At 64.7% G+C, this 22,250-nt stretch carries 23 protein-coding genes; 8 read left to right on the top strand and 15 right to left on the bottom strand.

The window, feature by feature from the left end:
* Window positions 1-2: 2 nt before the first annotated feature.
* Window positions 3-1,535 (bottom strand): 2-polyprenylphenol 6-hydroxylase, encoded by a 1,533-nt coding sequence (gene ubiB, locus ASE69_RS11535; protein ID WP_056486533.1) that lies wholly within the window; start codon window positions 1,533-1,535, stop codon window positions 3-5.
* Between the two features lie 7 nt (window positions 1,536-1,542).
* Window positions 1,543-2,307, bottom strand: coding sequence for a class I SAM-dependent methyltransferase (locus tag ASE69_RS11530; protein ID WP_056486530.1), 765 nt, complete (start codon window positions 2,305-2,307; stop codon window positions 1,543-1,545).
* A 56-nt stretch (window positions 2,308-2,363) separates the two neighbouring features.
* Between ASE69_RS11530 and mutM the strand changes: the two genes are divergently transcribed.
* The 3 genes from mutM (at window position 2,364) to dnaA (ending at window position 5,513) form a co-directional block, all read left to right on the top strand.
* Window positions 2,364-3,179: a bifunctional DNA-formamidopyrimidine glycosylase/DNA-(apurinic or apyrimidinic site) lyase gene (mutM, locus tag ASE69_RS11525; protein WP_056486528.1), complete on the top strand. Its 816-nt coding sequence runs from the start codon at window positions 2,364-2,366 to the stop codon at window positions 3,177-3,179.
* Window positions 3,180-3,273: 94 nt separating this feature from the next.
* Complete coding sequence (rpsT, locus tag ASE69_RS11520) at window positions 3,274-3,537, top strand: 30S ribosomal protein S20 (RefSeq protein WP_031394736.1); 264 nt, start codon at window positions 3,274-3,276, stop codon at window positions 3,535-3,537.
* 461 nt (window positions 3,538-3,998) lie between these two features.
* On the top strand, window positions 3,999-5,513 hold the full coding sequence (gene dnaA / locus ASE69_RS11515) for a chromosomal replication initiator protein DnaA (protein WP_056487049.1): 1,515 nt from the start codon (window positions 3,999-4,001) through the stop codon (window positions 5,511-5,513).
* Between the two features lie 217 nt (window positions 5,514-5,730).
* Here the strand turns inward: dnaA and trpS are convergent, their stop codons facing one another.
* Genes trpS through secB form a run of 3 tightly spaced genes read right to left on the bottom strand, consistent with a single transcriptional unit; the run spans window position 5,731 to window position 8,851 of the window.
* On the bottom strand, window positions 5,731-6,738 hold the full coding sequence (trpS, locus tag ASE69_RS11510) for a tryptophan--tRNA ligase (RefSeq protein WP_056486525.1): 1,008 nt from the start codon (window positions 6,736-6,738) through the stop codon (window positions 5,731-5,733).
* A 9-nt stretch (window positions 6,739-6,747) separates the two neighbouring features.
* Complete coding sequence (gene murJ / locus ASE69_RS11505; RefSeq protein WP_056486523.1) at window positions 6,748-8,313, bottom strand: murein biosynthesis integral membrane protein MurJ; 1,566 nt, start codon at window positions 8,311-8,313, stop codon at window positions 6,748-6,750.
* 25 nt (window positions 8,314-8,338) lie between these two features.
* A complete protein-coding gene (gene secB, locus ASE69_RS11500; protein ID WP_056062172.1) occupies window positions 8,339-8,851 on the bottom strand; it encodes a protein-export chaperone SecB in 513 nt (170 codons plus the stop codon).
* A gap of 168 nt (window positions 8,852-9,019) precedes the next feature.
* Here secB and ASE69_RS11495 point away from each other — a divergent pair, with 168 nt between their 5' ends.
* From ASE69_RS11495 to ASE69_RS11485, 3 genes are read left to right on the top strand one after another with little or no spacing between them, the layout of a single operon-like run.
* Window positions 9,020-9,664 carry a Tim44/TimA family putative adaptor protein gene (locus ASE69_RS11495; protein WP_156362307.1) on the top strand — a complete coding sequence of 215 codons (645 nt, stop codon included), beginning with the start codon at window positions 9,020-9,022 and terminating at the stop codon, window positions 9,662-9,664.
* 44 nt (window positions 9,665-9,708) lie between these two features.
* Entirely contained in the window at window positions 9,709-11,037 is a 1,329-nt protein-coding gene (locus tag ASE69_RS11490) for a murein transglycosylase A (protein WP_082453093.1), read from the top strand.
* Entirely contained in the window at window positions 11,012-11,641 is a 630-nt protein-coding gene (locus tag ASE69_RS11485) for a Smr/MutS family protein (RefSeq protein ID WP_056487043.1), read from the top strand. Before ASE69_RS11490 ends, ASE69_RS11485 begins: the two co-directional genes overlap by 26 nt.
* A gap of 169 nt (window positions 11,642-11,810) precedes the next feature.
* Here ASE69_RS11485 and dapE read toward each other — a convergent pair whose 3' ends face one another.
* The 10 genes from dapE to ASE69_RS11435 all read right to left on the bottom strand — a co-directional run bounded on the left by dapE (window position 11,811) and on the right by ASE69_RS11435 (window position 20,186).
* Entirely contained in the window at window positions 11,811-12,926 is a 1,116-nt protein-coding gene (gene dapE, locus ASE69_RS11480; protein WP_056486518.1) for a succinyl-diaminopimelate desuccinylase, read from the bottom strand.
* Window positions 12,923-13,594 (bottom strand): glutathione S-transferase family protein, encoded by a 672-nt coding sequence (locus ASE69_RS11475; RefSeq protein WP_056486515.1) that lies wholly within the window; start codon window positions 13,592-13,594, stop codon window positions 12,923-12,925. Before ASE69_RS11475 ends, dapE begins: the two co-directional genes overlap by 4 nt.
* 10 nt (window positions 13,595-13,604) lie before the next feature.
* Window positions 13,605-14,621, bottom strand: coding sequence for a phosphatase PAP2 family protein (locus ASE69_RS11470; protein ID WP_056486512.1), 1,017 nt, complete (start codon window positions 14,619-14,621; stop codon window positions 13,605-13,607).
* A gap of 152 nt (window positions 14,622-14,773) precedes the next feature.
* Window positions 14,774-16,204 (bottom strand): S41 family peptidase, encoded by a 1,431-nt coding sequence (locus ASE69_RS11465; protein ID WP_082453073.1) that lies wholly within the window; start codon window positions 16,202-16,204, stop codon window positions 14,774-14,776.
* Window positions 16,205-16,405: 201 nt separating this feature from the next.
* Window positions 16,406-17,023: a ribosome biogenesis GTP-binding protein YihA/YsxC gene (gene yihA, locus ASE69_RS11460; protein ID WP_056487036.1), complete on the bottom strand. Its 618-nt coding sequence runs from the start codon at window positions 17,021-17,023 to the stop codon at window positions 16,406-16,408.
* A gap of 71 nt (window positions 17,024-17,094) precedes the next feature.
* On the bottom strand, window positions 17,095-18,804 hold the full coding sequence (gene yidC, locus ASE69_RS11455; protein WP_056486509.1) for a membrane protein insertase YidC: 1,710 nt from the start codon (window positions 18,802-18,804) through the stop codon (window positions 17,095-17,097).
* Window positions 18,801-19,046, bottom strand: coding sequence for a membrane protein insertion efficiency factor YidD (gene yidD / locus ASE69_RS11450; protein WP_056486507.1), 246 nt, complete (start codon window positions 19,044-19,046; stop codon window positions 18,801-18,803). The genes yidC and yidD overlap by 4 nt, the downstream gene beginning before the upstream one ends.
* A gap of 202 nt (window positions 19,047-19,248) precedes the next feature.
* Entirely contained in the window at window positions 19,249-19,605 is a 357-nt protein-coding gene (rnpA, locus tag ASE69_RS21420) for a ribonuclease P protein component (RefSeq protein WP_235518550.1), read from the bottom strand.
* 56 nt (window positions 19,606-19,661) lie between these two features.
* Window positions 19,662-19,796, bottom strand: a complete 135-nt coding sequence (gene rpmH / locus ASE69_RS11440) for a 50S ribosomal protein L34 (protein ID WP_031393806.1) — start codon at window positions 19,794-19,796, stop codon at window positions 19,662-19,664.
* Window positions 19,797-19,883: 87 nt separating this feature from the next.
* The gene (locus ASE69_RS11435) at window positions 19,884-20,186 is read right to left on the bottom strand and encodes a hypothetical protein (protein WP_235518547.1); all 303 of its coding nucleotides are present in this window, start codon (window positions 20,184-20,186) and stop codon (window positions 19,884-19,886) included.
* Window positions 20,187-20,316: 130 nt separating this feature from the next.
* Between ASE69_RS11435 and ASE69_RS22095 the strand changes: the two genes are divergently transcribed.
* Entirely contained in the window at window positions 20,317-20,454 is a 138-nt protein-coding gene (locus tag ASE69_RS22095; RefSeq protein ID WP_156362306.1) for a hypothetical protein, read from the top strand.
* A 49-nt stretch (window positions 20,455-20,503) separates the two neighbouring features.
* Window positions 20,504-22,183: a recombinase family protein gene (locus ASE69_RS11430; RefSeq protein WP_056486501.1), complete on the top strand. Its 1,680-nt coding sequence runs from the start codon at window positions 20,504-20,506 to the stop codon at window positions 22,181-22,183.
* The last annotated feature ends 67 nt before the right edge of the window (window positions 22,184-22,250 follow it).

Here is a 22,250-nt window from a genome sequence, read left to right as displayed (position 1 = left end):
CCTCAACCAAACAGCAGCGTCGTCACGACCCCGGCGGCGGCCGCGAGCGCCGCGACCAGGCCGTACCGCCAACCGCCACCGATCCGGATCACTTCGATCTCGCGCAGTGGCATCGTCGGCGGTGAGCCCCCGGGGGCAGGGTAATGCGCCTCGATCCGGCGGACCAGTTCGGGAAGCCGGGTCAGAGTGCGGAAATCCTCGATCAGGCGGTCGGCGATCATCGCTTCTGGTCCGAGCTCACCGCGGATCCAGTCGCGGACGAACGGCTCGGCGGCTTCCCACAAATTGATGTCGGGGTTGAGGCTGGTCGCGACGCCCTCGACCATCACCATCGTCTTCTGGAGCAGCAGCAGATGCGGCTGCGTCACCATGTCGAAATCGCGCGTGATCGAGAACAGGCTGTCCAGCATCATGCCGATCGACATGTCCTTGACCGGCAGACCGCGCATCGGCTCGCCGACTGCGCGCAACGCGGTGGCGAACTCGGCGACGTCGTGATGCGCAGGGACGTAGCCCGCCTCGAAATGGATCTCGGCGACGCGCTTATAGTTGCCGGTAATCAGGCCGTAGAGAATTTCCGCGAGCCAGACGCGCGCGCGGCGGTCGATCCGGCCCATGATGCCGAAGTCGATCGCGGCGATGCGGTTGCCGGGGAGCGCGAACAGGTTTCCCTGGTGCATGTCGGCGTGGAAGAAGCCGTCGGCGATCGCCTGGCGCAGGAACGCGCGGACCAATGTCTGTGCGAGCGCGGGGAGGTCGTAGCCGGCGGCGACCAGCGCGGGGCGGTCGGACAGCTTGATGCCGTCGATCCACTCGATCGTCATGACCTTGGCTGTCGAGCGCGCCCAGTCGATCGCGGGGATGACGAAATCGGGCTCGGCGGTCATGCCTTCCGCGAGTTCCGAGGCGGACGCGGCTTCGCGGCGGAAGTTGAGTTCGCGAAGCGTCCAGCGCTTGAACGTCTCGATCGTCAGGCGCGGACGCAGGCGCATCGCCTCGGGGCTGAGCGCCTCGAGCTGCGCTGCGGCCCAGCTATAGGTGTCGATCGCGCGCGCGAAATCGTCCTCGACGCCGGGGCGGAGCACCTTGACCGCGACCTGGCGGCCATCCGTCGTAACGGCGCGGTGGACCTGCGCGATCGACGCGGCGCCTACCGGGATCGGTTCTATGCGCGAGAACAGCGTCTCCAGCGGCTTGCCGAAGCTTGCGAGCATCGCCGCCTCGATCGTCTCGTAGGGGACTGGGGAAAGCTGGTCCTGAAGGCGCAGCAAGTCATGCGCGGCATCCTCACCGACGAGATCCGGCCGCGTCGCAAGCGTCTGCCCGAGCTTGATCGCTGCGGGGCCTATAGCCTGGAACGCATCCGCATAGCGCGGCACCGCGGGCACTCGCGCGCCGAATCGGGCGATCCGTGCGAGACGGCGAACGGGGGCTGGCGTGTTCGGGTCGCGCTCGATCCCGCGCAGCGCGCCGTGGCGTGCGAGAATGCGACCCCATTTCAGGAGGCGCCAAACGTGCGTGGTTGAAGCCGTCACAGTTGGATCAAATCTTCCAGCCGCTGTGGATCGCGACGAGCCCACCCAGAAGCGGCTCGACCTTGGTCTGCACGAAGCCGGCATCGGCGATCATGCCCTTGAACTTGGGCATGTCCGGAAAGCGGCGGATCGATTCGATCAGGTAGCGGTAGCTGTCCGCATCCTGTGCGAGCAGTTGGCCGAGCTTCGGGACCATCTTGTGCGAATAGGCGTCGTATACCTCGGCGAATCCAGGCCACACGGTGGTCGAGAATTCGAGGCAGTAGAAACGCCCGCCGCGGCGCAGGACGCGGTGGGCTTCGCGCAGGGCCTTGGGGATGTCGGTCACGTTCCGGATGCCGAACGCGATCGTGTAGGCGTCGAAGAACTTGTCCGGGAAGGTCAGCGTCTCCGCGTTGGCTTCGGTCCAGACGAGGCCGTCGATGCCGCGCTTGTGCGCGCGCTGCATGCCGACTTCGAGCATCTGCGGGTTGATGTCGGCGACCGTGATCGACGCGCCCGACGGCTCCATGCGGAACGCGATGTCGCCCGTGCCGCCGGCCATGTCGAGGATCTGCTCGCCTTCGCGCGGTTTAACGCGGCGGACGAAGCGATCCTTCCACAGCCGGTGCATGCCACCCGACATCGCATCGTTCATCAGGTCGTATTTGCCTGCGACGTTCGAGAAGACGCCGCCGACGCGGGCGGTCTTCTCGGTGGCGGGGATGTCTTCGTAGCCGAAGGAGACGGTATCGGGCGTGAGTACGGGCGCGGGCGCGATCAAGTCGTTCATATCCTGCGCTCTAGCCGCGCCTTGTGGCGCGAGCAAACGCAACCTAGCTGCAAACCGTGCCAGAATTACCAGAAGTCGAAACTACCGTGCGCGGGCTGGAGCCCGTGCTGAAGGGCCAGCGCCTGACCTCGGTCGAGCCGCGTCGTGCCGACCTGCGCAAAGCGATCCCGGTCGACCTGAGCCAGCGGATGACGGGCGCGACCGTGACGCACTTGGGCCGCCGCGCCAAATACGGCCTGATCGATACCGATCGCGGCGATACGCTCGTCTTCCATCTCGGCATGTCGGGGCGCTGGCGAGTCGATCCAAGCGAATTGCTTGCGCATGATCACCTGCTGATCGGCACCGCGGCGGGGCGGACGGTGGCGCTCAACGATCCCCGGCGATTCGGCTTTCTCGATCTGTGGGCGACCGAGGACATCGCCAATTACCCGCCGTTCCTCAGCATGGGGCCGGAGCCGCTTGGCCCCGACCTGACCGCGGCGTATCTCCTGGAGATGCTCGAAGGGCGGGGGGCGTCGATCAAGGCGATGCTGCTCGACCAGCGAATCGTCGCGGGGCTCGGCAACATCTATGTGTGCGAGGCGCTGCACATGGCGAAGATCGCGCCGTCACGCGCGGCGGGGCGGATCTCGCTGTTTCGACTCGAGCGACTCGTCGAGGCGATTCGGACGGTGCTGACGGCCGCGATCCTCGCGGGCGGCTCATCGCTGCGTGATTACGTCCGGCCGGACGGCGAACTCGGCTATTTCTCCAAGCAATGGCGCGTCTATGGGCGCGAGGGCGAGCCGTGCGAATGCGGCGCTACCGTCAAGCGCCGCACCGAAGGCGGGCGCTCGACGTTCTGGTGTCCGAAGTGCCAACGCGGTTGACGATCTAGAACAAAGTGGGTAGGGCCGCGGCTTCGAGAGGGCGTAGGAGCAATCCGGCGCCCCTTTTTATTCATTCGAACATCTAGAGGGCTTCATGGCGAACACGCCGCAGGCGAAAAAGCGTATCCGTCGCAACGACCGTCGCGCGGAAGTGAACGGCAACCGCGTCGGCCGTATCCGTACCTTCATCAAGAAGGTCGAGGCCGCACTGGCATCGGGCGACAAGGGCGCAGCGACCACCGCACTCGCGGCCGCACAGCCTGAGCTGCAGCGTGGCGTCGCCAAGGGCGTGCTGCACAAGAACACTGCGAGCCGCAAGTTCGCGCGTCTGACCAAGGCCGTGACCGGGCTCGCCTAAGCGACCGATCATTGCCAGATCATTGGCGAAGCTGATCACCCGCCGGGACCTTCCCGGCGGGTTTTTTGCGTCTGCGAAGGGAACCGATCGCGGAGCAGCGGAACCGACGGATTCCCCGCGATTCGAGCGCACTAGGATCAAGTCACGAAAGTGCAACATTCACAAAAATTGCCTTAACACAGCAACTTATAAAAATTCCGACGCATTTCCGGGGCTTGGTCAAGTCAACCCGCTTTATTTCGAAAATGTGACGTGTCGGGGCCTTGCTAGACTCGCCGATCGCTTCATAACTGATTGCACGGCGCTGGTGGATCACGGACGTGAATCACCGAAGAGACCATCGGGGCCGGGGGAATAGGGCGAAGATGCCGGACGACCGTTTCACGGCGTCGCGGGGATCATTTTCTGTCGGAGCTATGTCACCCGCGCGAGCAATCTCGCGGGGTCGGAGAAGTGTGCGCGTGACGAAGTGGCAAGGATCAGTGACGCATGCGAGCGAGGCCGAGAAGGCCTGGGCCCGCGTTCGTGCGTCCTTGCGCGAGTCGGCCGGCGCGAGGTTGTTCGAACAGTGGCTAAAGCCGATCGAGCTGATCCCCGGCGAGGACCGCGACACGATCCGTCTCGCACTGCCATCGGCGTTCATGACCAACTGGGTGCGCAATCATTACGCCGACCGGTTGGTGCTCGAATTCAAGCAGATCCTGCCCAATGTCCGCACCGTCCAGATCGAGACCCGGGCGCCGGGGCGCGCACCCGTTGTGCTGGCAATCGAGCCAGTGGCTGACGCTGTCTCGCCGAAGCCTGTTGCCGATCCGCAGCCGGTTGAGGCCATGCCCGCTCCTAAGCCGGTCGTCGAGCCGGTGCAGGCGTCCATGAAGTTCGGCGTCGATCCGTCGCTGAAGCCTGCGCCAGCGCCCGTGGTGGCCTCCGTGCCGGTCGGCGTGCCCGCTGAACGTCCGCCGCTCGACCCGCGCTACACCTTCGCGCGATTCGTCGTCGATCCGTCCAACAAGGTGGCGTTCAATGCGGCCAAGGTGCTCGCCGAGCCCGGCCCGGTCCGGTTCAGCCCGTTGTTCCTCCACAGCGGCACGGGGCAGGGCAAGACCCACCTCATGCACGCGATCGGTCACGCGTTCCTCGAGCATAACCCGAACGCGATCGTGCTGTGCATGTCCGCCGAGCGGTTCATGTACGATTTCGTCGCGTCGATGCGCGCGCGCGATACGCATGCCTTCAAGCAGCGGCTGCGCGGTGCCGACCTGCTGCTGATCGACGACCTCCAGTTCATCGCCGGCAAGGACGCGACGCAGGAAGAATTCTTCCACACGGTCAACGAGATCATGGCGGCGGGCAAGCGGCTGGTGATCTCCGCCGATCGCTGCCCGCAGGCGCTGGAAGGCGTCGAGGCGCGGATCGTCAGCCGGATGTCGGTCGGCCTGGTCGCAGACATCAAGGCGCCCGACCTGCTGCTGCGCCGGACGATCCTCGACCGCAAGCTGGTCGACCTGCCCGATATGCGCGTGCCGACCGACGTGCTCGACCTGCTCGCGAGCCGCATCCATGCGAACATCCGCGAGCTCGAAGGCGCGCTGAACCGGGTGGTGGCGTATGCGCAGCTGACCGGCGACACGATCGATCTTGACTTCGCGGTCGCGACGCTTGGCGAGGTGCTCCGCGGCGCGCAGAAGCGCGTGACGATCGACGAGATCCAGAAGCTCGTGTCGGCACATTTCGAACTGAAGCCGCTCGACCTGATTTCTGCGCGACGGGCTCGGGCGGTGGCACGCCCGCGGCAGATCGCGATGTATCTGGCGAAGCGGCTGACGACGCGGTCGCTGCCGGAAATCGGGCGCAAGTTCGGTGGCCGCGATCACTCGACGGTGATCCATGCGGTGCGGAAGATCGAGGAACTGCGCGACTCGGACCGCGATATCGACGCTGCGGTCCGCGTGCTGATGCGAGAGTTGGAAGGCTAGGCTTTCCCTCCGTGTTCCCCCGCGAAGGCGGGAGCCCGGACTGGACCCCCGTCTTCGCGGGGGAACACGCTAGTGTGCGCGATATCGCGCCTGTAGCCGCGTGACCCGGCACACCAAAAAATCCCCCGTCATCCTGACGAAAGTCAGGATCCAGAGTTACGGACGCTTCCCTTTATGGCTCTGGATCCTGACTTTCGTCAGGATGACGGAATGGGGGTTAGACCTGCAACCCCATCGCGTCTTGCGTCTGCTTCAACACCGGTGCTGCCAGCGCGCGCGCTTTCTCCGCGCCCGCCTGCAACACCGCCGTCACCGCGCTGCGGTCATCGAGCAGCCGCACCATCTCATCACGGATCGGCCCGAGCTTCGCCACCGCCAGATCCGCCAGCGCAGGCTTGAACGCGCCGAAGCCTTTCCCGCCGAACTCGCCGAGCACCGTCGCCACGTCGCTATCCGCCAACGCCGCGTAGATCGTCAGCAGGTTGCGCGCCTCGGCCCGGTCGCCCAGTTCCTCGACCGTCGCCGGCAACACGTCCGGGTCGGTCTTCGCCTTGCGGAACTTGTCCGCGATCGTGTCGTCGCTGTCGATCAGCTTGACCACCGACTGCTCGGACGGGTTCGACTTCGACATCTTCGCCGACGCATCGCGCAGGCTCATGATCCGCGGTGCGGCCTTGCTGATCAGCGGGGACGGCAGCGTGAACAGGTCGACGCCGTAGTCGCCGTTGAACTTCGTCGCGATATCGCGCGCAAGTTCGAGATGCTGCTTCTGGTCCTCGCCCACCGGCACGTGCGTCGCGTTGTAAAGCAGCACGTCGGCCGCCATCAGCACGGGGTAATCGTACAGCCCGACGCTCGCGCCCTCGCGGTTCTTGCCCGCCTTGTCCTTGAACTGCGTCATCCGGTTCAGCCAGCCAACGCGCGCGACGGTGTTGAGCAACCACGCCATCTCGCTATGCGCGGGCACGCGCGCCTGGTTGAACAGGATCGACTTCGCGGGATCGATACCCGCGGCGATCATGGTGGCTGCGACCTCGATCGTGTGCGCCGACAACTCCGCCGGCGCGATCCATTCGGTCGGCGCGTGCAGATCGGCGATGAAGAACATCGACTCGCCGCCCTGCGCCGCGACGTCGTCCTGCAGCGTCACCCACTGCTTCACCGCCCCCAGGTAATTGCCGAGATGGAGATTACCGGTGGGCTTGATGCCGGAGACGACGCGCATGGAAAAACCTTACTTGGAACGACGCAAAAGCGTGGAGATGTCGCCCAGCCGGAACGCGCCGGTGAGCAATGTCGCGATCGCATAGACGACGCCGCCGGTCGCGACCAGCACGAGCATCGCCCCCCAGCGCTCGACGCTGGTGCCCGTCACGAACGGCTGGAACAGGCTATTCAGGAAATACATCACGACGCCCATGATGAGCGCCGCGACGAGCAGCCGCCACGTCCGCCGCCGCAGCCGCGCGTCGGGCGTAAAGTGCCCGCGCCGCACCAGCGTCCGATACAGCATCGCGACGTTGACCGTGCTGGCGATCGCGGTGGCGAGCGGCGGGCCCATGTGGCCGAGCGGCTTGATGAAGGCGAGGTTGAGCACGAGGTTCACGACCATAGACATCGTCGCATAGCGGACCGGCGTGCGCGTGTCGGACCGCGCGTAATAGCCCGGCGTCAGCACCTTCACGAGAATGTACGACGGCAGCCCGATCGAGAACGCGGCCAAGGCCTGCGCGGTCAGTACGCTGTCCTCGAGCGCGAACTTGCCGTGCTGGAACAATGCGCCGACGATCGGCACGCCGCAGACGATCAGCGCGACCGTCGCCGGGAGCGTAAGGAACAGCGCCAGTTCCATGCCACGGTTTTGCGTCGCCATCGCCTCCGCATCCTCGCCGCGGCCGAGCTGGCGCGAGATCGTCGGGAGCAGGACGGTGCCAAGACCTATGCCGATCAGTCCGAGCGGGAGCTGGTTCAGGCGGTCGGCAAAATAGATGTACGAAACCGACCCCGCCGGTAGCAACGCAGCAGCGAGCGCAGTCGAGACGACAAGGTTGATCTGCACCGCGCCAGCGCCGGCCGCGGCAGGCCAGATCAACGACATGAGCTTCTTCACGTCGGGATTGAGTTGCGGGCGCTTCAGACGGAGCTTTACCCCGGACGCACGACACGCCCAGATCAGCCACAGAAGCTGCAGAGCCCCCGACACCGTCACCGCGATCGCCTGGTTGCGCGCGGTCAGCAGCGGCTGGTGCTCGTGAAACAGCAGCAGCGCCGCAATCAGCGTCGCGTTCAGCAGGATCGGTGCCGCGGCATTGATCCAGAACTTGTGCAGCGAATTGAGGATGCCGCCGAGCAGCGACACGAGGCTGATAAGCAGCAGATAGGGCAGGGTGATCCGCGAGAGGTGGACGACATAGTCGAACCGCTCCGCACTCGCGCCGTTGAACCCGAAGGTCAGCAGCCACGTCATCGGCCACGCCGCGAGTTCGAAGATCGCGGTCATCAGGATCAGCGTCGGCAGCAATACCGACAGCGCGTCCTCGGCGAACGCGATCCCGTCGGGCAGCCCGCGGCCATCCTTGTCGCCGACCTTCCGATTGAACATCGGAATGAACGCAGCGGAGAACGCGCCCTCCGCGAAGAGCGCGCGGAACATGTTCGGGAGGCGGAACGCGATCAGGAACGCGTCCGACGCGAAGCCGGCGCCGACGAACCGCGCGAACAGCGAGTCGCGCACCAGCCCCAGGATACGGCTGGCAAGCGTCAGCCCGCCGACCGATCCCAGCGCCTTGGCAAGATTCATCTAAGCGCGCTCCGCCTCCGGTCGATCAGGCCTGGCCGAAATCGCCGACATTGGGCTGGATGCCCTGCTGCTCGGACTGCTGGAGGTACAGTTGCGAGAAATCGATCGGCTCGAGCAGCAACGGCGGGAAGCCACCGTCACGGACCGCATCCGACAGCACGCGGCGCGCGAACGGGAATAGCAGGCGGGGTGCTTCGCCCAGCAGGAACGGCTGGACGTGCTCGGCCGGAATGTTGCGCAGCCCGAACAGGCCCGCGTACGACAGGTCGACGATGAACGCGACCTGGCCCTCGCTCTCGGCGCGGACGTCGATCTTCAGCACGACCTCGTGCACCTCGTCGCCGACCTGCGCTGCGCCGATGTTGAACTGCACGTCGATCGCCGGCGGGGTCTGGTTCTGGTAGACCGCCGGTGCGTTCGGGTTCTCGAACGACAGGTCCTTGACGTATTGCGAGATCAGCCCGGCAGCGGGGACCGTGTCTTCACCGTTCGCGAGAGCCTGGTCGGGCATGGTGAAGCCGTTGTCCTGATCATCCATTCGTCGTGTCCTTAGAGAATAAGCGGAAAATTGGGACCGAAGCGGACCGCTTGCGCGTTCTGTTCGATCGAGGTGGTGCGAGTAGCAGTGCCGAAGGGGCGTTTCAACGGGCGCGGGTTTGAATAGCTGCGGGTTTGCCCTATGTTGAAGCGAAGATCGGAGGCACGGTTGTTTTACGTAGTTCTTCTCGCGATGGTTGCAGGCTTCTTGGCGATGCGACTCTACAGCGTGCTCGGCAAGCGGACAGGGCATGAGCAGCCCTTGCCGCGTGCGGCCGAGGACCGTCCTGCGCTCGCCGCCGTGCCGCGAACCGTCGAGGCGGTTTCCGATGCGCGCGAGGTCGCCAATCGCAACCTGGAGCCCAAGGCCGAGCCCGGTCTGCGGGCGATCGTTGCGGGCGAGCCCGGTTTTGACGTCGCTCGCTTTCTCGAAGGGGCGCAGGCCGCGTACCGCATGGTGCTCGAAGCCTTCTGGAAGGGTGACGAGGATGCGCTGGCCGATCTCGCCGTCGACGATGTCCGTGCGGCATTCGTCGAGGCGATTGAAGCGCGGCGCGAGGCTGGTGAAGTGCTCGACAACCGTCTCGTGTCGATCGAGCGCGCGCTGATTGCGGACGCCAGCCTTACCGAGCGCGAGGCGCGTATCACGGTCCGGTTCGATGCGGACATCGCGGCCGTCACGCGTGATGCTGAGGGCAATGTCCTTGCTGGGTCGTTGACCGACGCGGTCGAGACGCACGACGTCTGGACATTCGCTCGGACGCTGAAGAGCAGCGATCCGAACTGGAAGCTTGCGGACACCGACGAAGCCTGATGGGTCGGGGCATGGGGGGAAGGCTCGGCGGTCTGGGACTGCCGATGTTGATGGCTACGCTGTTGAGCGCGTGCGTCGGTGGTGTCGAACCGCCACGGTCGGGTCCGACACCGGTGGACCGGACCAATGTTCGGTCGGATGATCGACCGAGCGAACCCGTTCGCGTGCATCCGTCTCGCGATACCGGCGCATCCCCGAACATTCGCGGCATTCAGTCGCCCGCCCGGATCGTCGGCGCGGTGCCGATGCTTGCATCGCCGGTCGTCCCGGCGGTCGGACCTTTGAATGCCGCCGCTGCGGGCGTGATCCCTGGTCCACCGATCGCGAGCCTGCCGATCGACGATGCGCAGGCGCAGGCGGCGTTCGCGGCGTTCGTCACGAGTTGTCCGTCGCTGGTGCGTCGTAACGACACGTCCGGGCTGACGCGCGGCGCGGATTGGCAGCCAGCCTGTACCGCAGCGGCATCGACTGATCGCCGTAGTGCCCGGACATTCTTCGCGCAGTGGTTTGAGGCCGCGCAGATCGGCGACGGCAAGGCGTTCGCGACAGGCTATTACGAGCCCGAGATCGCCGGGTCTTTGGAGCGGCGTGATGGCTATGCGCCAATCTATGCGCGTCCGAACGACCTTATCGACGTCGATCTCGGCGCCTTCTCGACCAGCCTCAAGGGCAAGAAGATTCGCGGTCGCGTCGATCGAAGCAACTTGGTTCCCTATTACGATCGCACTGCGATCGAGCAGGGCGCGCTGTCCGGCAAGGCGCCGATCCTAGCCTGGGCGCGCGATCCGATCGAGCTGTTCTTCCTTCAGATCCAGGGCTCGGGGCGGCTGCGGTTGCCCGACGGCGAGATACTGCGGATCGGTTATGCGACGCAGAACGGCCGCGACTATACCGGTATCGGCGCACTGATGAAGTCCCGTGGGCTGCTCCAGCCGGGCCAGACTTCGATGCAGGGCATCGTCGCGTGGCTTCACGCCCATCCGGCCGAGGGGCAGGCGATCATGCGCGAGAACAAGAGCTTCGTGTTCTTCCGCGAACTCGATGGCGCACCGCTGGGGGCACTCGGCCTGCCGGTCACCGGTCAGGTGAGCGCGGCCGCCGACGTCAAGTTCGTGCCACTCGGCGCGCCGGTGTTCCTGTCGCTCGACCGGCAGGACGCGAGCGGCTTGTGGATTGCGCAGGATACCGGCGGCGCGATCAAGGGCAGTAATCGTTTCGACACGTTCTGGGGTGCGGGCGCGGCGGCCGAGGCGACCGCTGGCGGCATGGCCGGACGTGGCACCGCGTACCTGCTGCTGCCGATCGGCACCGTGGCGCGCCTGAACGGCCAAGCGAATGGGGCGCGATATGGCGGGCCGTCCGCTCAACCCTGATGAGGCGCAGCTCTGGGCGCGCGTGATGGCGAGCGTGCGTCCGATGCGTGCGGTCGCCGTGCGTATCCCGGAGCGCGCGCCGCCGCTGCCGCCTCCACCCAAGCCGATCATCGGTCCCAACGGCAAGATCGTGCCTGCACCGCCAGCGCCGATGGGGCGGGTGAAGCCGCTAGTCCGTACCGTGGTTACGCCATACGCGGCGCGGGCGGGGGCCAAGCCCGTGGTCGCGCGGCCGGTCGCCAAACCGATCACGGCCAACACGCTAGATGGCGGCTGGGACAAGAGGCTCACGCGGGGTGTGGTGAGTCCCGACAGCTCGATCGACCTGCATGGCCACACGCTGGCGTCCGCCCACGCACTGCTCGACGTTGGCCTCGGCCGGGCGATCGCGCGCGGCGACCGCGTATTGCTGCTGGTGACGGGCAAGCCGCCCCGCCCCGAAAGCGAACGCCCGCACGCGAGAGGCGCCATCCGGTCCGCAGTCACCGACTGGCTGGCTGGCTCGCGGCATGCGGACTCGATCGCTGCGGTACGCGGCGCGCATCCGCGACACGGCGGGCAGGGCGCATTGTACATCGTCCTGAGGCGCGGGCGGGAGGGGTAGCGGGCCCTTCTCCGGCCAAAGCTCTCCACATCCCGTCATACACCGCAGCCCGTCATCCCAGCGGAAGCTGGGATATCTCACGATACGCGCGTCGTCTGCCTGACGGGGAGACCCCAGCTTTCACTGGGGTGACGATGGTTGTGCATTGATAGACGACTAGCAAGGCCGCTTACTTCAGCGCCCGCCTGATCACGTCCGCATAAATGTCCGTCAGCGTCCGCAGATCCTCGACCGCGACGGCCTCATCGACCTTGTGCATCGTCGCATTGATCAACCCAAACTCCACCACGGGGCAAAGCTTAGACAGGAAGCGCGCGTCGGACGTGCCCCCGGTGGTCGACAGTTCCGGGGTGACGCCGGTCGCACCAGCGATGGCCTCCGACAACAGCGTCGAGAAAGCGCCCGGCTCGGTCAGAAACGCTTCGCCCGAGACCTTCCCCGTCACCATCACATTCGACGCATGACGCTCGGCGATCGCGCGGATACGCTCGATCAGGTCCGCCCCGCGGTGGCGATCGTTGAACCGGATGCTCAACCGCGCGGAAGCCTTGGCGGGAATGACGTTGTGCGCCGGGTTGCCGACGGCAATGTCGGTGACCTCGATGTTCGACGGCTGGAACCAGTCGGTGCCCTCGTCCAACACCACGCCTTCGATCTCCGCAAGGATGGCGATCAGCCGCGGGATCGGGTTGTCGGCGAGATGCGGGTAGGCGACGTGCCCCTGCCGCCCCGGCACTTCGATCCAGATGTTGACCGAGCCACGTCGCCCGATTTTCACCATGTCGCCGAGGCGCGCGGTCGAGGTCGGTTCGCCGACCAAACACAGGTCGGGCACGATAGCGCGCGCCGCCATCCGCTCCATCAGCGCGACGGTGCCATAGGTGGCTGGACCCTCTTCGTCCCCGGTGATGATGAGCGACAGGGTGCCCACATCGCTTCGGCTTGCGGCGGCCACGAAGGCTGCGACTGCGCCCTTCATATCGACCGCGCCGCGGCCGTATAGCAACCCGTCGCGAAGCTCGCCGGACCAGGGCGACCCCGTCCAGCCTTCGCCGGGGGGGACGACGTCAACATGGCCGGCAAATGCCAGATGCCGCGGTCCATCGCCGCGCACGGCCAGCAGGTTCTCGACCGGGCCGTCGGGTGCCTCGCCGACCGTGAACCGATCGACCGCAAATCCCAGCGGGACGAGCGCCGTCGCCAGCACATCGAACACCGCACCCCGCGCAGGCGTGACGCTATCGGCGCGCAACAGCGCCTGCGTGAGCGCGACGGCATCGATCATACGGTCGCGGGCACCGGCTGCTCGAATTGCTCGAGGACCCATTCCTCTTCCTGCGCCGCCGCGATCCAGTCCTGCATGAACGGATGTTCGAACATCGCCTGCATATACCCCGCCGCAAACCGCGCGATTGGCAACTGGTACGTGACGATCCGAGTCACCAACGGCGCGAACATGATGTCCGCCGCGCCGAACTGGCCGAACAGGAAATCGCCCTCGCCGCCAAAGCGTGCGCGTGCCTGCGCCCAGATTTCCATGACCCGCTGCAATTCGAGGAGCACGTCGTCGTCGGGCGTCTGCGCTGGGAACACCTGGCGGACGTTCATGCTGTGCTTGCGACGCAGCGCGGCAAAGCTCGAATGCATCTCCGCCGCCATCGACCGGGCCATTGCGCGTGCCGCATTATCCTCGGGCCAGAAGCGCTCGCGCCCGACCTTGTCGGCGAGATAGTCGACGATCGCCAGGCTGTCCCACACCACCGCGTCGTCATCCCACAGGATCGGCACCTTGCCCGACGACGGCGCGAACTCGTCGCCCGAGCGGCGCTTTTCCCAATTGGAATCGTACATCGGCACGACCACCTCCTCGAATGGAAGCCCGGATTGTTTGCAGGCGAGCCAGCCGCGAAGCGACCAGGACGAATAGGCCTTGTTGCCGATGATCAGTTTCATGCGCCGTGGACTAGCGGGGCAGGCGGGGCGCGGCAACGCCATTGGCGCTGGTTTGACGTGCGGTGCTACGTGGCATGAGGCGGTGCAGTGTCGCGATCGCCGCCAGCGCGACGATCGTGCCAAGCAGGATGTCGATCAGGTAATGCGTGCCCTCGACGGGGGTCGACAGCAGCATAGCCGCGTTCAGGGCGACCACCGGCCAGCGCAGTCGCGGCAGGCGCCACGCGGCGTTGATGTAAAGCGTTGCGGCGGCGGCATGGAAGCTCGGTGCCGAAACGATACCGCGGAGATGCCCCAGGTCGACGATCCGCACGCTGTGATCACGCAGTGCCGGGATCAGCCCATGCTGCCATTGCTCGCTCTCGGGCATATAGGCGATTGGTTGATGCCACAGATACGAAAATGGACCTATCGCCGGCATGAAGGCGTAGAGGATCAGCGTGCCGATCGCGGTCAGCCAGAACGTCGCGAGGAAACGGTGCGCCGCCACCCGATCTCCGGTGAAGGCAAAGGTAGCGAACAGGATCGCGGGCGTCAGGTAAATGCTGCGATATGCTGCTAGACCAAGCGTTTGCAGGACCGGGGTCTCTGCCACAAGCCGATACCATGCGAGCCAGTCGAAATGCAGCAGCGCATCGATCCGCTGGAGCGCAGCGTCGTGAAACCCATGTGTCAGCGCCGCGACCGGATAGCTCGCCACCGCGCCCGTCAGTGCCAGCAGGGTGAAGACGCCGTAATATTCGGCGCAATCGGCGACCGCGCGCGCATGACGCCAGGGGCGGTCGCGAAGGCCGAAGCGCAACGCCAGCAGTACGACGCCGCTTACGTAGAATGGCATGTTGTCGGCGTCGTACGGGTCGATCGATAGGCCCGCGACGTGCATCATCACCGTCAACATCGCCAGGCTGAGGATCATCCCACCTCCGATCCACCATCCATAATCGGGCACGCTGTCGTGTGCGGGCAGCGCCCCGCGGTGGATGTCGGCGGGCAGCCGCGGGGTAGTTGCAATCGAAACGTCATTCATGGTCGGCGAACGCGTATCACATACGGGGGAACAAGCGACCCTCGTCGGCTGGATTGGCTTTCGCTTGGCTGAACGGTAACGAACGACGAGCGTCGCCCTGCCGTAGGACGACGCCCGCTATCGCCGCGGTTTCACGGTCTCGGTCGCCGGCTTCAGAACGAGCCAGGGACCATCCGTTGCGCGGTGGTCGGCGCTGCGGGGATCAGCAAGTCCTGGCGGGTGCTCGCGGTGGTTCGTGCAGACTGCGCGCTGACATCGCTGGTGATCGCCGAGCATGTGCGTCCCGCCAGGAAATCGAGCGCGCGACGGGTGGACGCCTCGCGTGCGTCGCCGAGGGGGAAACTGATGTCGTCGGTCGCACGACACGTCGCCTCGACGGTCGATGCGAGGCCATCGAAGTAATTGCCGTTGCGCGCCGCGTTCTGCGTCGCGAAGGCGATCACGCGAAGGCGATCGTCGCAAGCGGGCTTGTCGAGGGCGATCTGCCCGACGGGCTTGCCGTAGGTATTGGTTCCGATCAGCGCGGAATTGCCGTGCAAATACGGGGTGAACGCATTGATCAAAAGTTCGCTCGCCGATGCGGTGCCGCCGCTGCCGATGAATGCGATCCGCGTCGGCGCGATCGACTCGGGTTGTGGCGCGAAGAAGCGCGTCTCGTTGTTCGAAGCCTTCTCCGTGCGGAACGTCGTATAGTCGAACACCTCGGACGGTGATCGCCCCCCACCAAGGAGGTCGCCGAGATACTCCGACGTCGCGACGAGGCCACCGCCGTTGTAGCGCAGGTCGATGATGACCTTCGTCACGCCCTGCGCACGGAAATTCGCGAACGCTGTTTTCAGCGCGGGTTCGGCCGTGGAGATGAACGTGCGCAGGTTGATGTAGCCGACGCGCTGGCCGCCATCGTCGATGATCTTCGCACCGTACCGCGACGAGACCGGCAGCAGCGAGAAGTCGGCCTTGGCGACGGTCACGTCCCGCGTACCGGCAGCGTCCGAGACACGGAACACGCGCGCGGTACCGGTCGTGTCGGGACCGAATGCGGTGGTCAGCCCGGCAGTGCCCTCGGCACTGATGATGGCGCTGACGGTCCGCAGGTTGCTCGATGTGGTACCGATCGCGAGGATCTCGGCACCGCGGTCGATCCCGGCGGCAAGGGCGGGAGCGCCCTCGAACGATTCCGCCGCGAAGAGCCGCTGGCCGGTCTGGTCGAGCGCGAACCGGATGCCGAAACCGGCACTCGATCCCGAGGCGTAATAGGCGTTCTCTTCCTTGATCGACGTCAAGTAGGTGAAGAAACGATCTTTGCGTTGCGCTCGCGCGGTGGCGGTCAGCGCGTCGATATAGCTATCGACCGTCGTGTACCCCGCAGGGCTCAAGGTCGCAGGCAGCGTATCGGGGAACAGATACCATTCGCGAAGCTGTGCGGCGGCCCAGTCCTGGCGTTCGCGCAAGGAACAGCCCGCGGTTGCGGTCGGCGTGGGTGTCGGCGTAACGCCAATGGCGCCACCGGCACCACCGCCGGCCGAGTTCGTGTTGCCGTCGCTGCCTCCGCAGCCCGACAGCATCGCAGCTATCGCCAGCATTGTCCCGAACCGTGCCCGCACCGCGTCATCTCCCCCGTTTCCCGAAGGTTACGGAATTAGTCGGGCGATGCCAGCAGCAAATCGAGGTCTGATCCAATATCGGCGAATTTGAGGGGGGCGGATGGCAGTATACCTCTCAGCCTTACCCGCCATCGTCAGGATGACGGGGTAGGAAGGGCGCACCTGTTAAAGCTCAGGCCGCTAGCTGACCGCTTCGACCACCGCCGCGCGGAGTTCGGGAATGCCCATGCCGTATTCGCTCGACGTGACGAGGATGTCAGGATGTGCAGCCGGCCGCTTGCGGGCCTCCGCAGCCGTGCGTTCGGTGACCTCGACGAGTTCGGACGCCTTGATCTTGTCCGCCTTGGTCAGGACCATGCGGTAGCTGACCGCGGCCTTGTCGAGCATCTCGAGGATCTCGCGATCGACGTCCTTGATACCGTGGCGTGAATCGATCAGCACGAGTGCCCGCTTCAACACGTCACGCCCGCGCAAGAAGTCGTTGATCAGGAAGCGCCATTTCTTGACGACATCCTTGGGTGCCTTGGCGAACCCGTAGCCCGGCATGTCGACCAGCCGGAACGCAAGCGGCGCGCCGACGTCGAAGAAGTTCAACTCCTGCGTGCGGCCCGGCGTGTTGGACGTGCGCGCCATCGAGTTGCGCCCGGTCAGCGCGTTCAACAGCGACGACTTGCCGACGTTCGAACGACCGGCGAACGCCACCTCGGGCACCGACGCATCGGGGAGAAACTCGAGCGTCGGTGCTGACTTCAGGAAGCCGACATGCCCTGCAAACAGCTTTCGCGCATGTTCCAGCATTTCGGGCGTGAACGGCGCGTCGGTCTGCTCGAGATCGGGGCCTAGATCCGAGCCGGGGTTAGGAACGTCGTTCACTTGGTCACCGGCACTTTCAGGCCCGGATGGCGGGCGTAGAGCAGCTTCTGCTGGATGATCGTCAGGCAGTTCGATGTGATCCAGTAGACCTGAAGGCCGACCGCGAACGGCGCCATCACGAACATCAGCACCCATGGCAGCAGCTTGAAGACCTGCTTCTGCGTATCGTCCATCGGCGTCGGGTTCAGCTTGAACTGGAAGTACATGCTGATGCCCAGGATGATCGGCACGACGCCGATCGCGATCATGTGCGGCGGCGTGAACGGCAGCAGACCGAACAGGTTGAGCGGCGTCAGCGGATCGGGCGCGGACAGATCCTTGATCCACGCGACGAACGGCTGGTGACGCATCTCGATCGTCAGCATCAGCACCTTGTACAGCGCGTACATGATTGGAATCTGGAGCAGCGTCGGTGCGCAACCCGCGAGCGGATTGACCTTCTCCGCCTTGTAGAGCGCCATCACTTCCTGCTGCATGCGGACCTTGTCGTCCTTATACTTCTCCTGCAGCAGCTTCATCTTCGGCTGGACGGCGCGCATCGCGGCCATCGACTTGAACTGGCGCTGGGCGATCGGGAACAGCAGGCCGCGGATCGTCACGGTCAGCAGGATGATCGCGACGCCGAAGTTGCCAACCATGCGGAACAGCCAGTCGAGATAATAGAAGATCGGCTTCTCGACGATCCGGAACCAGCCCCAGTCGATCGCGTAATCGAGCTTGGCGACACCGCCGGCCTGGTCGGTGTAGCGATCGAGCAGGCGGACTTCCTTCGCGCCAGCGAAGAAGCGCGAGACCTGCGTGATCGACTGGCCCGGTGCGACCTGCTTGGGCTGGAGCGCGTAGTCGGCCTGGTACGCCTTGTTGGCGCCAGCGCGGAACTGGCCGTCGAACGCCTGACCCTGATCGGGGATGATCGCGGTCAGCCAGTATTTATCGGTAAAGCCGAGCCAGCCGCCGGTGGTCGTGAACTTCTGCGCGGCGGCGTCGATGTCCTTGTAGTTCGGACGGTAATGCGCGCCGCCATTGTCGACCGACATCGGCCCGACATGGATCGTCATCGACGACGGATCCTTCGAGATTCCGACGCGGTTAACGAGGCCGTAGGTGGCGACAGGGACGGGTGCGGTGCCGGCGTTGAGGACGGTTTGGCGGACCGTGAACATGTAATCCTGGTCGACCGCGATCTGGATGCGGAAGCGCTGGCCGGTGGCGTTGGTCGCGTCGAGCGTGACCGGCGTGGTCGGCGTCAGCGTGGTCGAGCCCGAGGGCGTCCAGACGGCGTCGGCGGCGGGCGGGGTCAAGCCCTGCGCACGCCAGCCGAAGCTTGCGAAATACGCGTCGGGCGCACCCGCTGGCGACAGCAGGCGGATCGGCGGCGAGTTCTTTGCGACGGTCTCGTCATAGCTCTTGAGCACGAGATCGTCGATCCGCGCGCCCTTCAGGTTGATCGAACCCGACACGCGCGGCGTCTCGATGCGGATGCGCGGGGTGCTCGCGATCACGGCGTTGCGATCGCCGATCGCGGCGGCACCGTCCGCGGCGGGATCGGCTGCGGGGTTCGCGACGGCCTTGGTCTTGCCGCCCTCGATCCGCGTGACCGGCGGATTCGCGGTCGGGAAGAACTTGCCCTGGATCAGCGGCCATCCGAACAGGATCAGCGCCGCGATCACCGCGAACAGCACGAAATTCTGCTTGTCGTCTTTCACAGGGCGGCGTCTTTCAGTTTCTTGTCGATATCTGGGACCGGATCGGGGCCGTACCCGCCCCACGGATGGCAACGCGCGATACGCTTCGCCGCCAACCAGCCCCCCTTGAGCGCGCCATAGCGCCCAACGGCCTCGATTGCATAGGCGGAACACGAAGGATCGTAGCGGCAACTCGACGGCAGGACGAGCGAGGGGCCGAGTTGCCAGCCGCGGGCAATGAGGATGAGGAGGCGGGCTAGCATGATGCAGTTGAGCCTGGGCGACCCTCAGAGTGTTCTCCCGCGAAGGCGGGGGCCCAGACTGGGCTCCCGCCTTCGCGGGAGAACAAGGAGCCGGGGATAACGGTAAGTTGGAACTCGCAACCGCGCTGTCCCACGCTTGCTACCACCCCGGCGAAGGCCGGGGCCCAGTTGGGAAACGTAGCTAACGAAGGGCGGTGCTGCATCACGGCCGCTTTCCCACCTGGGCACCGGCCTTCGCCGGGGTGGAGGGGTTCGCAACACTGGTGGTGTTCGCTACCGAAGTAGCAGGCAATTGAGGCGTGACCTTGCGAAACGCTTTGCCGAGCTCGGTCCGCAACAGCGCAAAGTCCCGCTCGACCCCGCCATTCCGCCCGATCAACACATGATCGGCCCCAGCAACGCCGCGCTCCGCCAACAGCTCCCGCGCCAACGCCCGCAACCGCCGTTTCATGCGGTTCCGGACGACGGCGTTGCCGATCTTCTTGGTGACGGTGAAGCCGATTCGCATCGTGTCGTCACCGTCATCGCGGGGCCGCATGAGCAGGACGAATCCTGGCATCGGTGCGCGCTTCCCCGCATTCGCCGCGAGAAAATCGCGGCGTTTGTCTAGAATGGTTAGGCCGACAGCTTCTTGCGACCGCGGGCGCGGCGTGCGTGGATCACTGCCCGGCCGCCGACCGTCGCCATCCGTGCGCGGAAGCCGTGACGGCGTGCGCGTACCAGGTTGCTCGGCTGAAAGGTCCGCTTCATTGGTCATTCCCTAGGTCATCAAATAGAAAACGGCCGCCACGGGGACGGCCTTGATGGCTGGGCGCTTACGGAAAGGGCGGCGGTAAGTCAATTCGCACCCGTCGCGACGGTCGTGTTTTTGGCAGCCTTGGCGCGCTCGTGCCGGCGCATCGCGCTCTGCCGCCGCATCATCCGGTCGACGAAATGCCCTGTCCGTGGCCAACGGCGTTTCAGTCTCGCCCATTTGAGTCGCGCCCAGCGCGAATTGCGCAGGACGAGAACCATGCCTCCCGCGAACAGGAATATCCCCGCAGGCCCAGGCAGCGGCGCGAGCAAGGGCGCACTCAGGATCAACACTATCCCGAGCACCAACTGGCCGAAGCGGAGGACGGGGGAGCGGACTGCTTTCACGGAAGGCATGTGGGTCCGGTGTATTAGGTTCACAAGACGGCATGATCGGAGTGTTCCGGACCGCGCGTCCTTGCAGACATGGCAAATCGGGTATGAATAAGGCGTGACGTCGTGTCGCGGGAGAGCGGGCATGGCGGCGATCGTAGCGACGGTGGCGTATCTCGGACTGGAGGCACGCGCGGTCGAGGTGCAAGTCCAACTGATTCAAGGACTTCCTGCGTTCAACATAGTTGACGCACATACGCTGGGTTCGAATCTAATGATTTGACAAAGTTTTAACTTTGAGCCTGCCAAGCGTGCGCATATATGGACGCCCCATGAAGGCAATCACCTACTACCGCTTCAGCACGCACGAGCAGTCCGAAGGCACATCGATCAAACGCCAGTCAGAAGACTGTATGGTGTTTGCAGCTTCACGCGGTTGGACCATCGAAGACACCATTATAGACGAAGGCAAATCGGCCTTCAGCGGCGCTAACCGTGATGAAGGGGCGGCGCTAAACTTGTTAGAGCATGAAGTTTGCAGCGGTTTGCATCATGGGAAAGTGCTTCTGGTCGAGCGCCTAGATCGTATCAGCCGTCAAGGTTTCGATGAAACGCTAGACTTCGTGCGCCTGCTAACCGGTCATGGCGTAAGCGTTGCTACGGTGGATGGCGAGTTTTACGAGGCGGGTAAGCGCCTTGATATGTTTCAGGTCATGAAAATGCTTTCCAAGGCGGAAGGCGCGCACGAGGAATCCGCGAAAAAAAGCCAACGGATAAAACGGCGCTACGAAATCCGCCGCGCCGAAGCAAAAGCGTCGGGCATCGCTCTAACGAAGAACCTACCCGCGTGGCTTACCGTTGGTAAGGACGGGAAGCCGACCGTCCGCGAAGGACGGGATGCCGTGATACGGCGCATATACGATCTCGCAGAAACGCACGGCAAAGGTTCGGTAAGGATCATGCGGGCGTTGAACGCAGAGCTACAGCCGTGGTCGGCGTTGAACGGAGCGACCACCGCGCAATGGAACCGTTCGTTCGTTACCCGCATCCTTAAGGACCGACAGGTAACCGGCGAGTTTCAGCCGTGCGTCAAGGAAAACGGCGAGCGGGTCCCGGCTGGCGAACCGTGGCCAGATTATTTCCCGCGCATAATCTCGCAGGAACAGTTCGACCGGGTGAACAGCGCGGCGCAAGCGCGACAATCGCCAGCCGGTAAGAAATCGACGGTGGTAGGTAACCTGTTTAGTGGCATGCTTCGTTGCTTCCACTGCGATACACCAATGCTCTTTGAGCGTAAAAAGCCTGCGGGTTCCCCGTATCAGGGCGGGCGGTATACGCTGAAGCATGACGAAGCACGCCTTCGTTGCCGAAACGCCTATTCGGGCGGAAGCTGCACCAACCACACCACACTGTCTTATTACGGCTTCGAGCGGGCGATGTTGGACGCCTGCCTTTACCTCGCGCTCGATGATCGCACTTTTACGCGAGCCGACGAACTAGGGCAGATCATGGGCAAGGTGGCAGAGAAGCGCCGCGCGTTCGATATCTTTACCGACCACGCCAAGGCGTTGTGGGCGGCATACGCTGAAACGAAGAGCAAGATGGCCATGCAGTCGGCAATGGACGCAGAGCGCGAAGCCGAAGTCTTGGAAGGGGAGCTTCAAACCCTTGAAGCAAGTGCGCGGGCCGCTTCCGGTCAAGCGGACGCAGAAGCGCACCTATCGCGCGTGACGGAGTTTCGCCGCTACCTAAGTGATGATGATCTAGAGGTACGCGAACAGCACCGCACGAAGGTTGCGCAAGGCTTCCGCACTATCGTGCAGTCGGTGAGGTTCGATGACTCGAAGACCGCGTATGTAAACCTTATCGACGGATTGCGAGCGATCACGATCCGCCAAGGCAAGGTGATATCGAACCTGAACTTCGACCATCTGAAGCGCGACCCGGCGAAGGACAAGCCGCCACGCGAAGCCGCGCTAATCCGCGCCTATCTGAAGCGTAATCGCGGCTAGGTTCAAGACTTATAGCCTTGACAAAGATTGAACTTTGAACCGTTCGCGCGCTGATTCATACAGGGGC

The organism is Sphingomonas sp. Leaf208 (genome assembly GCF_001421415.1).
In the GTDB taxonomy this organism is placed as follows: Bacteria; Pseudomonadota; Alphaproteobacteria; order Sphingomonadales; family Sphingomonadaceae; genus Sphingomonas.
The sequence above is the reverse complement of the archived record's forward strand: the minus strand, read 5'-3'. Positions and strand labels throughout refer to the sequence as shown.

What these genes read in the sequence shown, in the direction of transcription:
- yihA (WP_056487036.1), bottom strand. Translation starts at nt 17,023, where the DNA reads ATGCTGGAACATGCGCGAAAGCTGTTTGCAGGGCATGTCGGCTTCCTG.
- ASE69_RS22095 (WP_156362306.1), top strand. Translation starts at nt 20,317, where the DNA reads ATGGCGGCGATCGTAGCGACGGTGGCGTATCTCGGACTGGAGGCACGC.
- murJ (WP_056486523.1), bottom strand. Translation starts at nt 8,313, where the DNA reads ATGAATCTTGCCAAGGCGCTGGGATCGGTCGGCGGGCTGACGCTTGCC.
- ASE69_RS11485 (WP_056487043.1), top strand. Translation starts at nt 11,012, where the DNA reads ATGGCGGGCCGTCCGCTCAACCCTGATGAGGCGCAGCTCTGGGCGCGC.
- ASE69_RS11475 (WP_056486515.1), bottom strand. Translation starts at nt 13,594, where the DNA reads ATGAAACTGATCATCGGCAACAAGGCCTATTCGTCCTGGTCGCTTCGC.
- rpmH (WP_031393806.1), bottom strand. Translation starts at nt 19,796, where the DNA reads ATGAAGCGGACCTTTCAGCCGAGCAACCTGGTACGCGCACGCCGTCAC.
- rnpA (WP_235518550.1), bottom strand. Translation starts at nt 19,605, where the DNA reads ATGCCAGGATTCGTCCTGCTCATGCGGCCCCGCGATGACGGTGACGAC.
- yidD (WP_056486507.1), bottom strand. Translation starts at nt 19,046, where the DNA reads ATGCTAGCCCGCCTCCTCATCCTCATTGCCCGCGGCTGGCAACTCGGC.
- ASE69_RS11430 (WP_056486501.1), top strand. Translation starts at nt 20,504, where the DNA reads ATGAAGGCAATCACCTACTACCGCTTCAGCACGCACGAGCAGTCCGAA.
- dapE (WP_056486518.1), bottom strand. Translation starts at nt 12,926, where the DNA reads ATGATCGATGCCGTCGCGCTCACGCAGGCGCTGTTGCGCGCCGATAGC.
- ASE69_RS11470 (WP_056486512.1), bottom strand. Translation starts at nt 14,621, where the DNA reads ATGAATGACGTTTCGATTGCAACTACCCCGCGGCTGCCCGCCGACATC.
- ASE69_RS11490 (WP_082453093.1), top strand. Translation starts at nt 9,709, where the DNA reads ATGTTGATGGCTACGCTGTTGAGCGCGTGCGTCGGTGGTGTCGAACCG.
- rpsT (WP_031394736.1), top strand. Translation starts at nt 3,274, where the DNA reads ATGGCGAACACGCCGCAGGCGAAAAAGCGTATCCGTCGCAACGACCGT.
- ASE69_RS11465 (WP_082453073.1), bottom strand. Translation starts at nt 16,204, where the DNA reads ATGCTGGCGATAGCTGCGATGCTGTCGGGCTGCGGAGGCAGCGACGGC.
- ASE69_RS11530 (WP_056486530.1), bottom strand. Translation starts at nt 2,307, where the DNA reads ATGAACGACTTGATCGCGCCCGCGCCCGTACTCACGCCCGATACCGTC.
- trpS (WP_056486525.1), bottom strand. Translation starts at nt 6,738, where the DNA reads ATGCGCGTCGTCTCCGGCATCAAGCCCACCGGTAATCTCCATCTCGGC.
- secB (WP_056062172.1), bottom strand. Translation starts at nt 8,851, where the DNA reads ATGGATGATCAGGACAACGGCTTCACCATGCCCGACCAGGCTCTCGCG.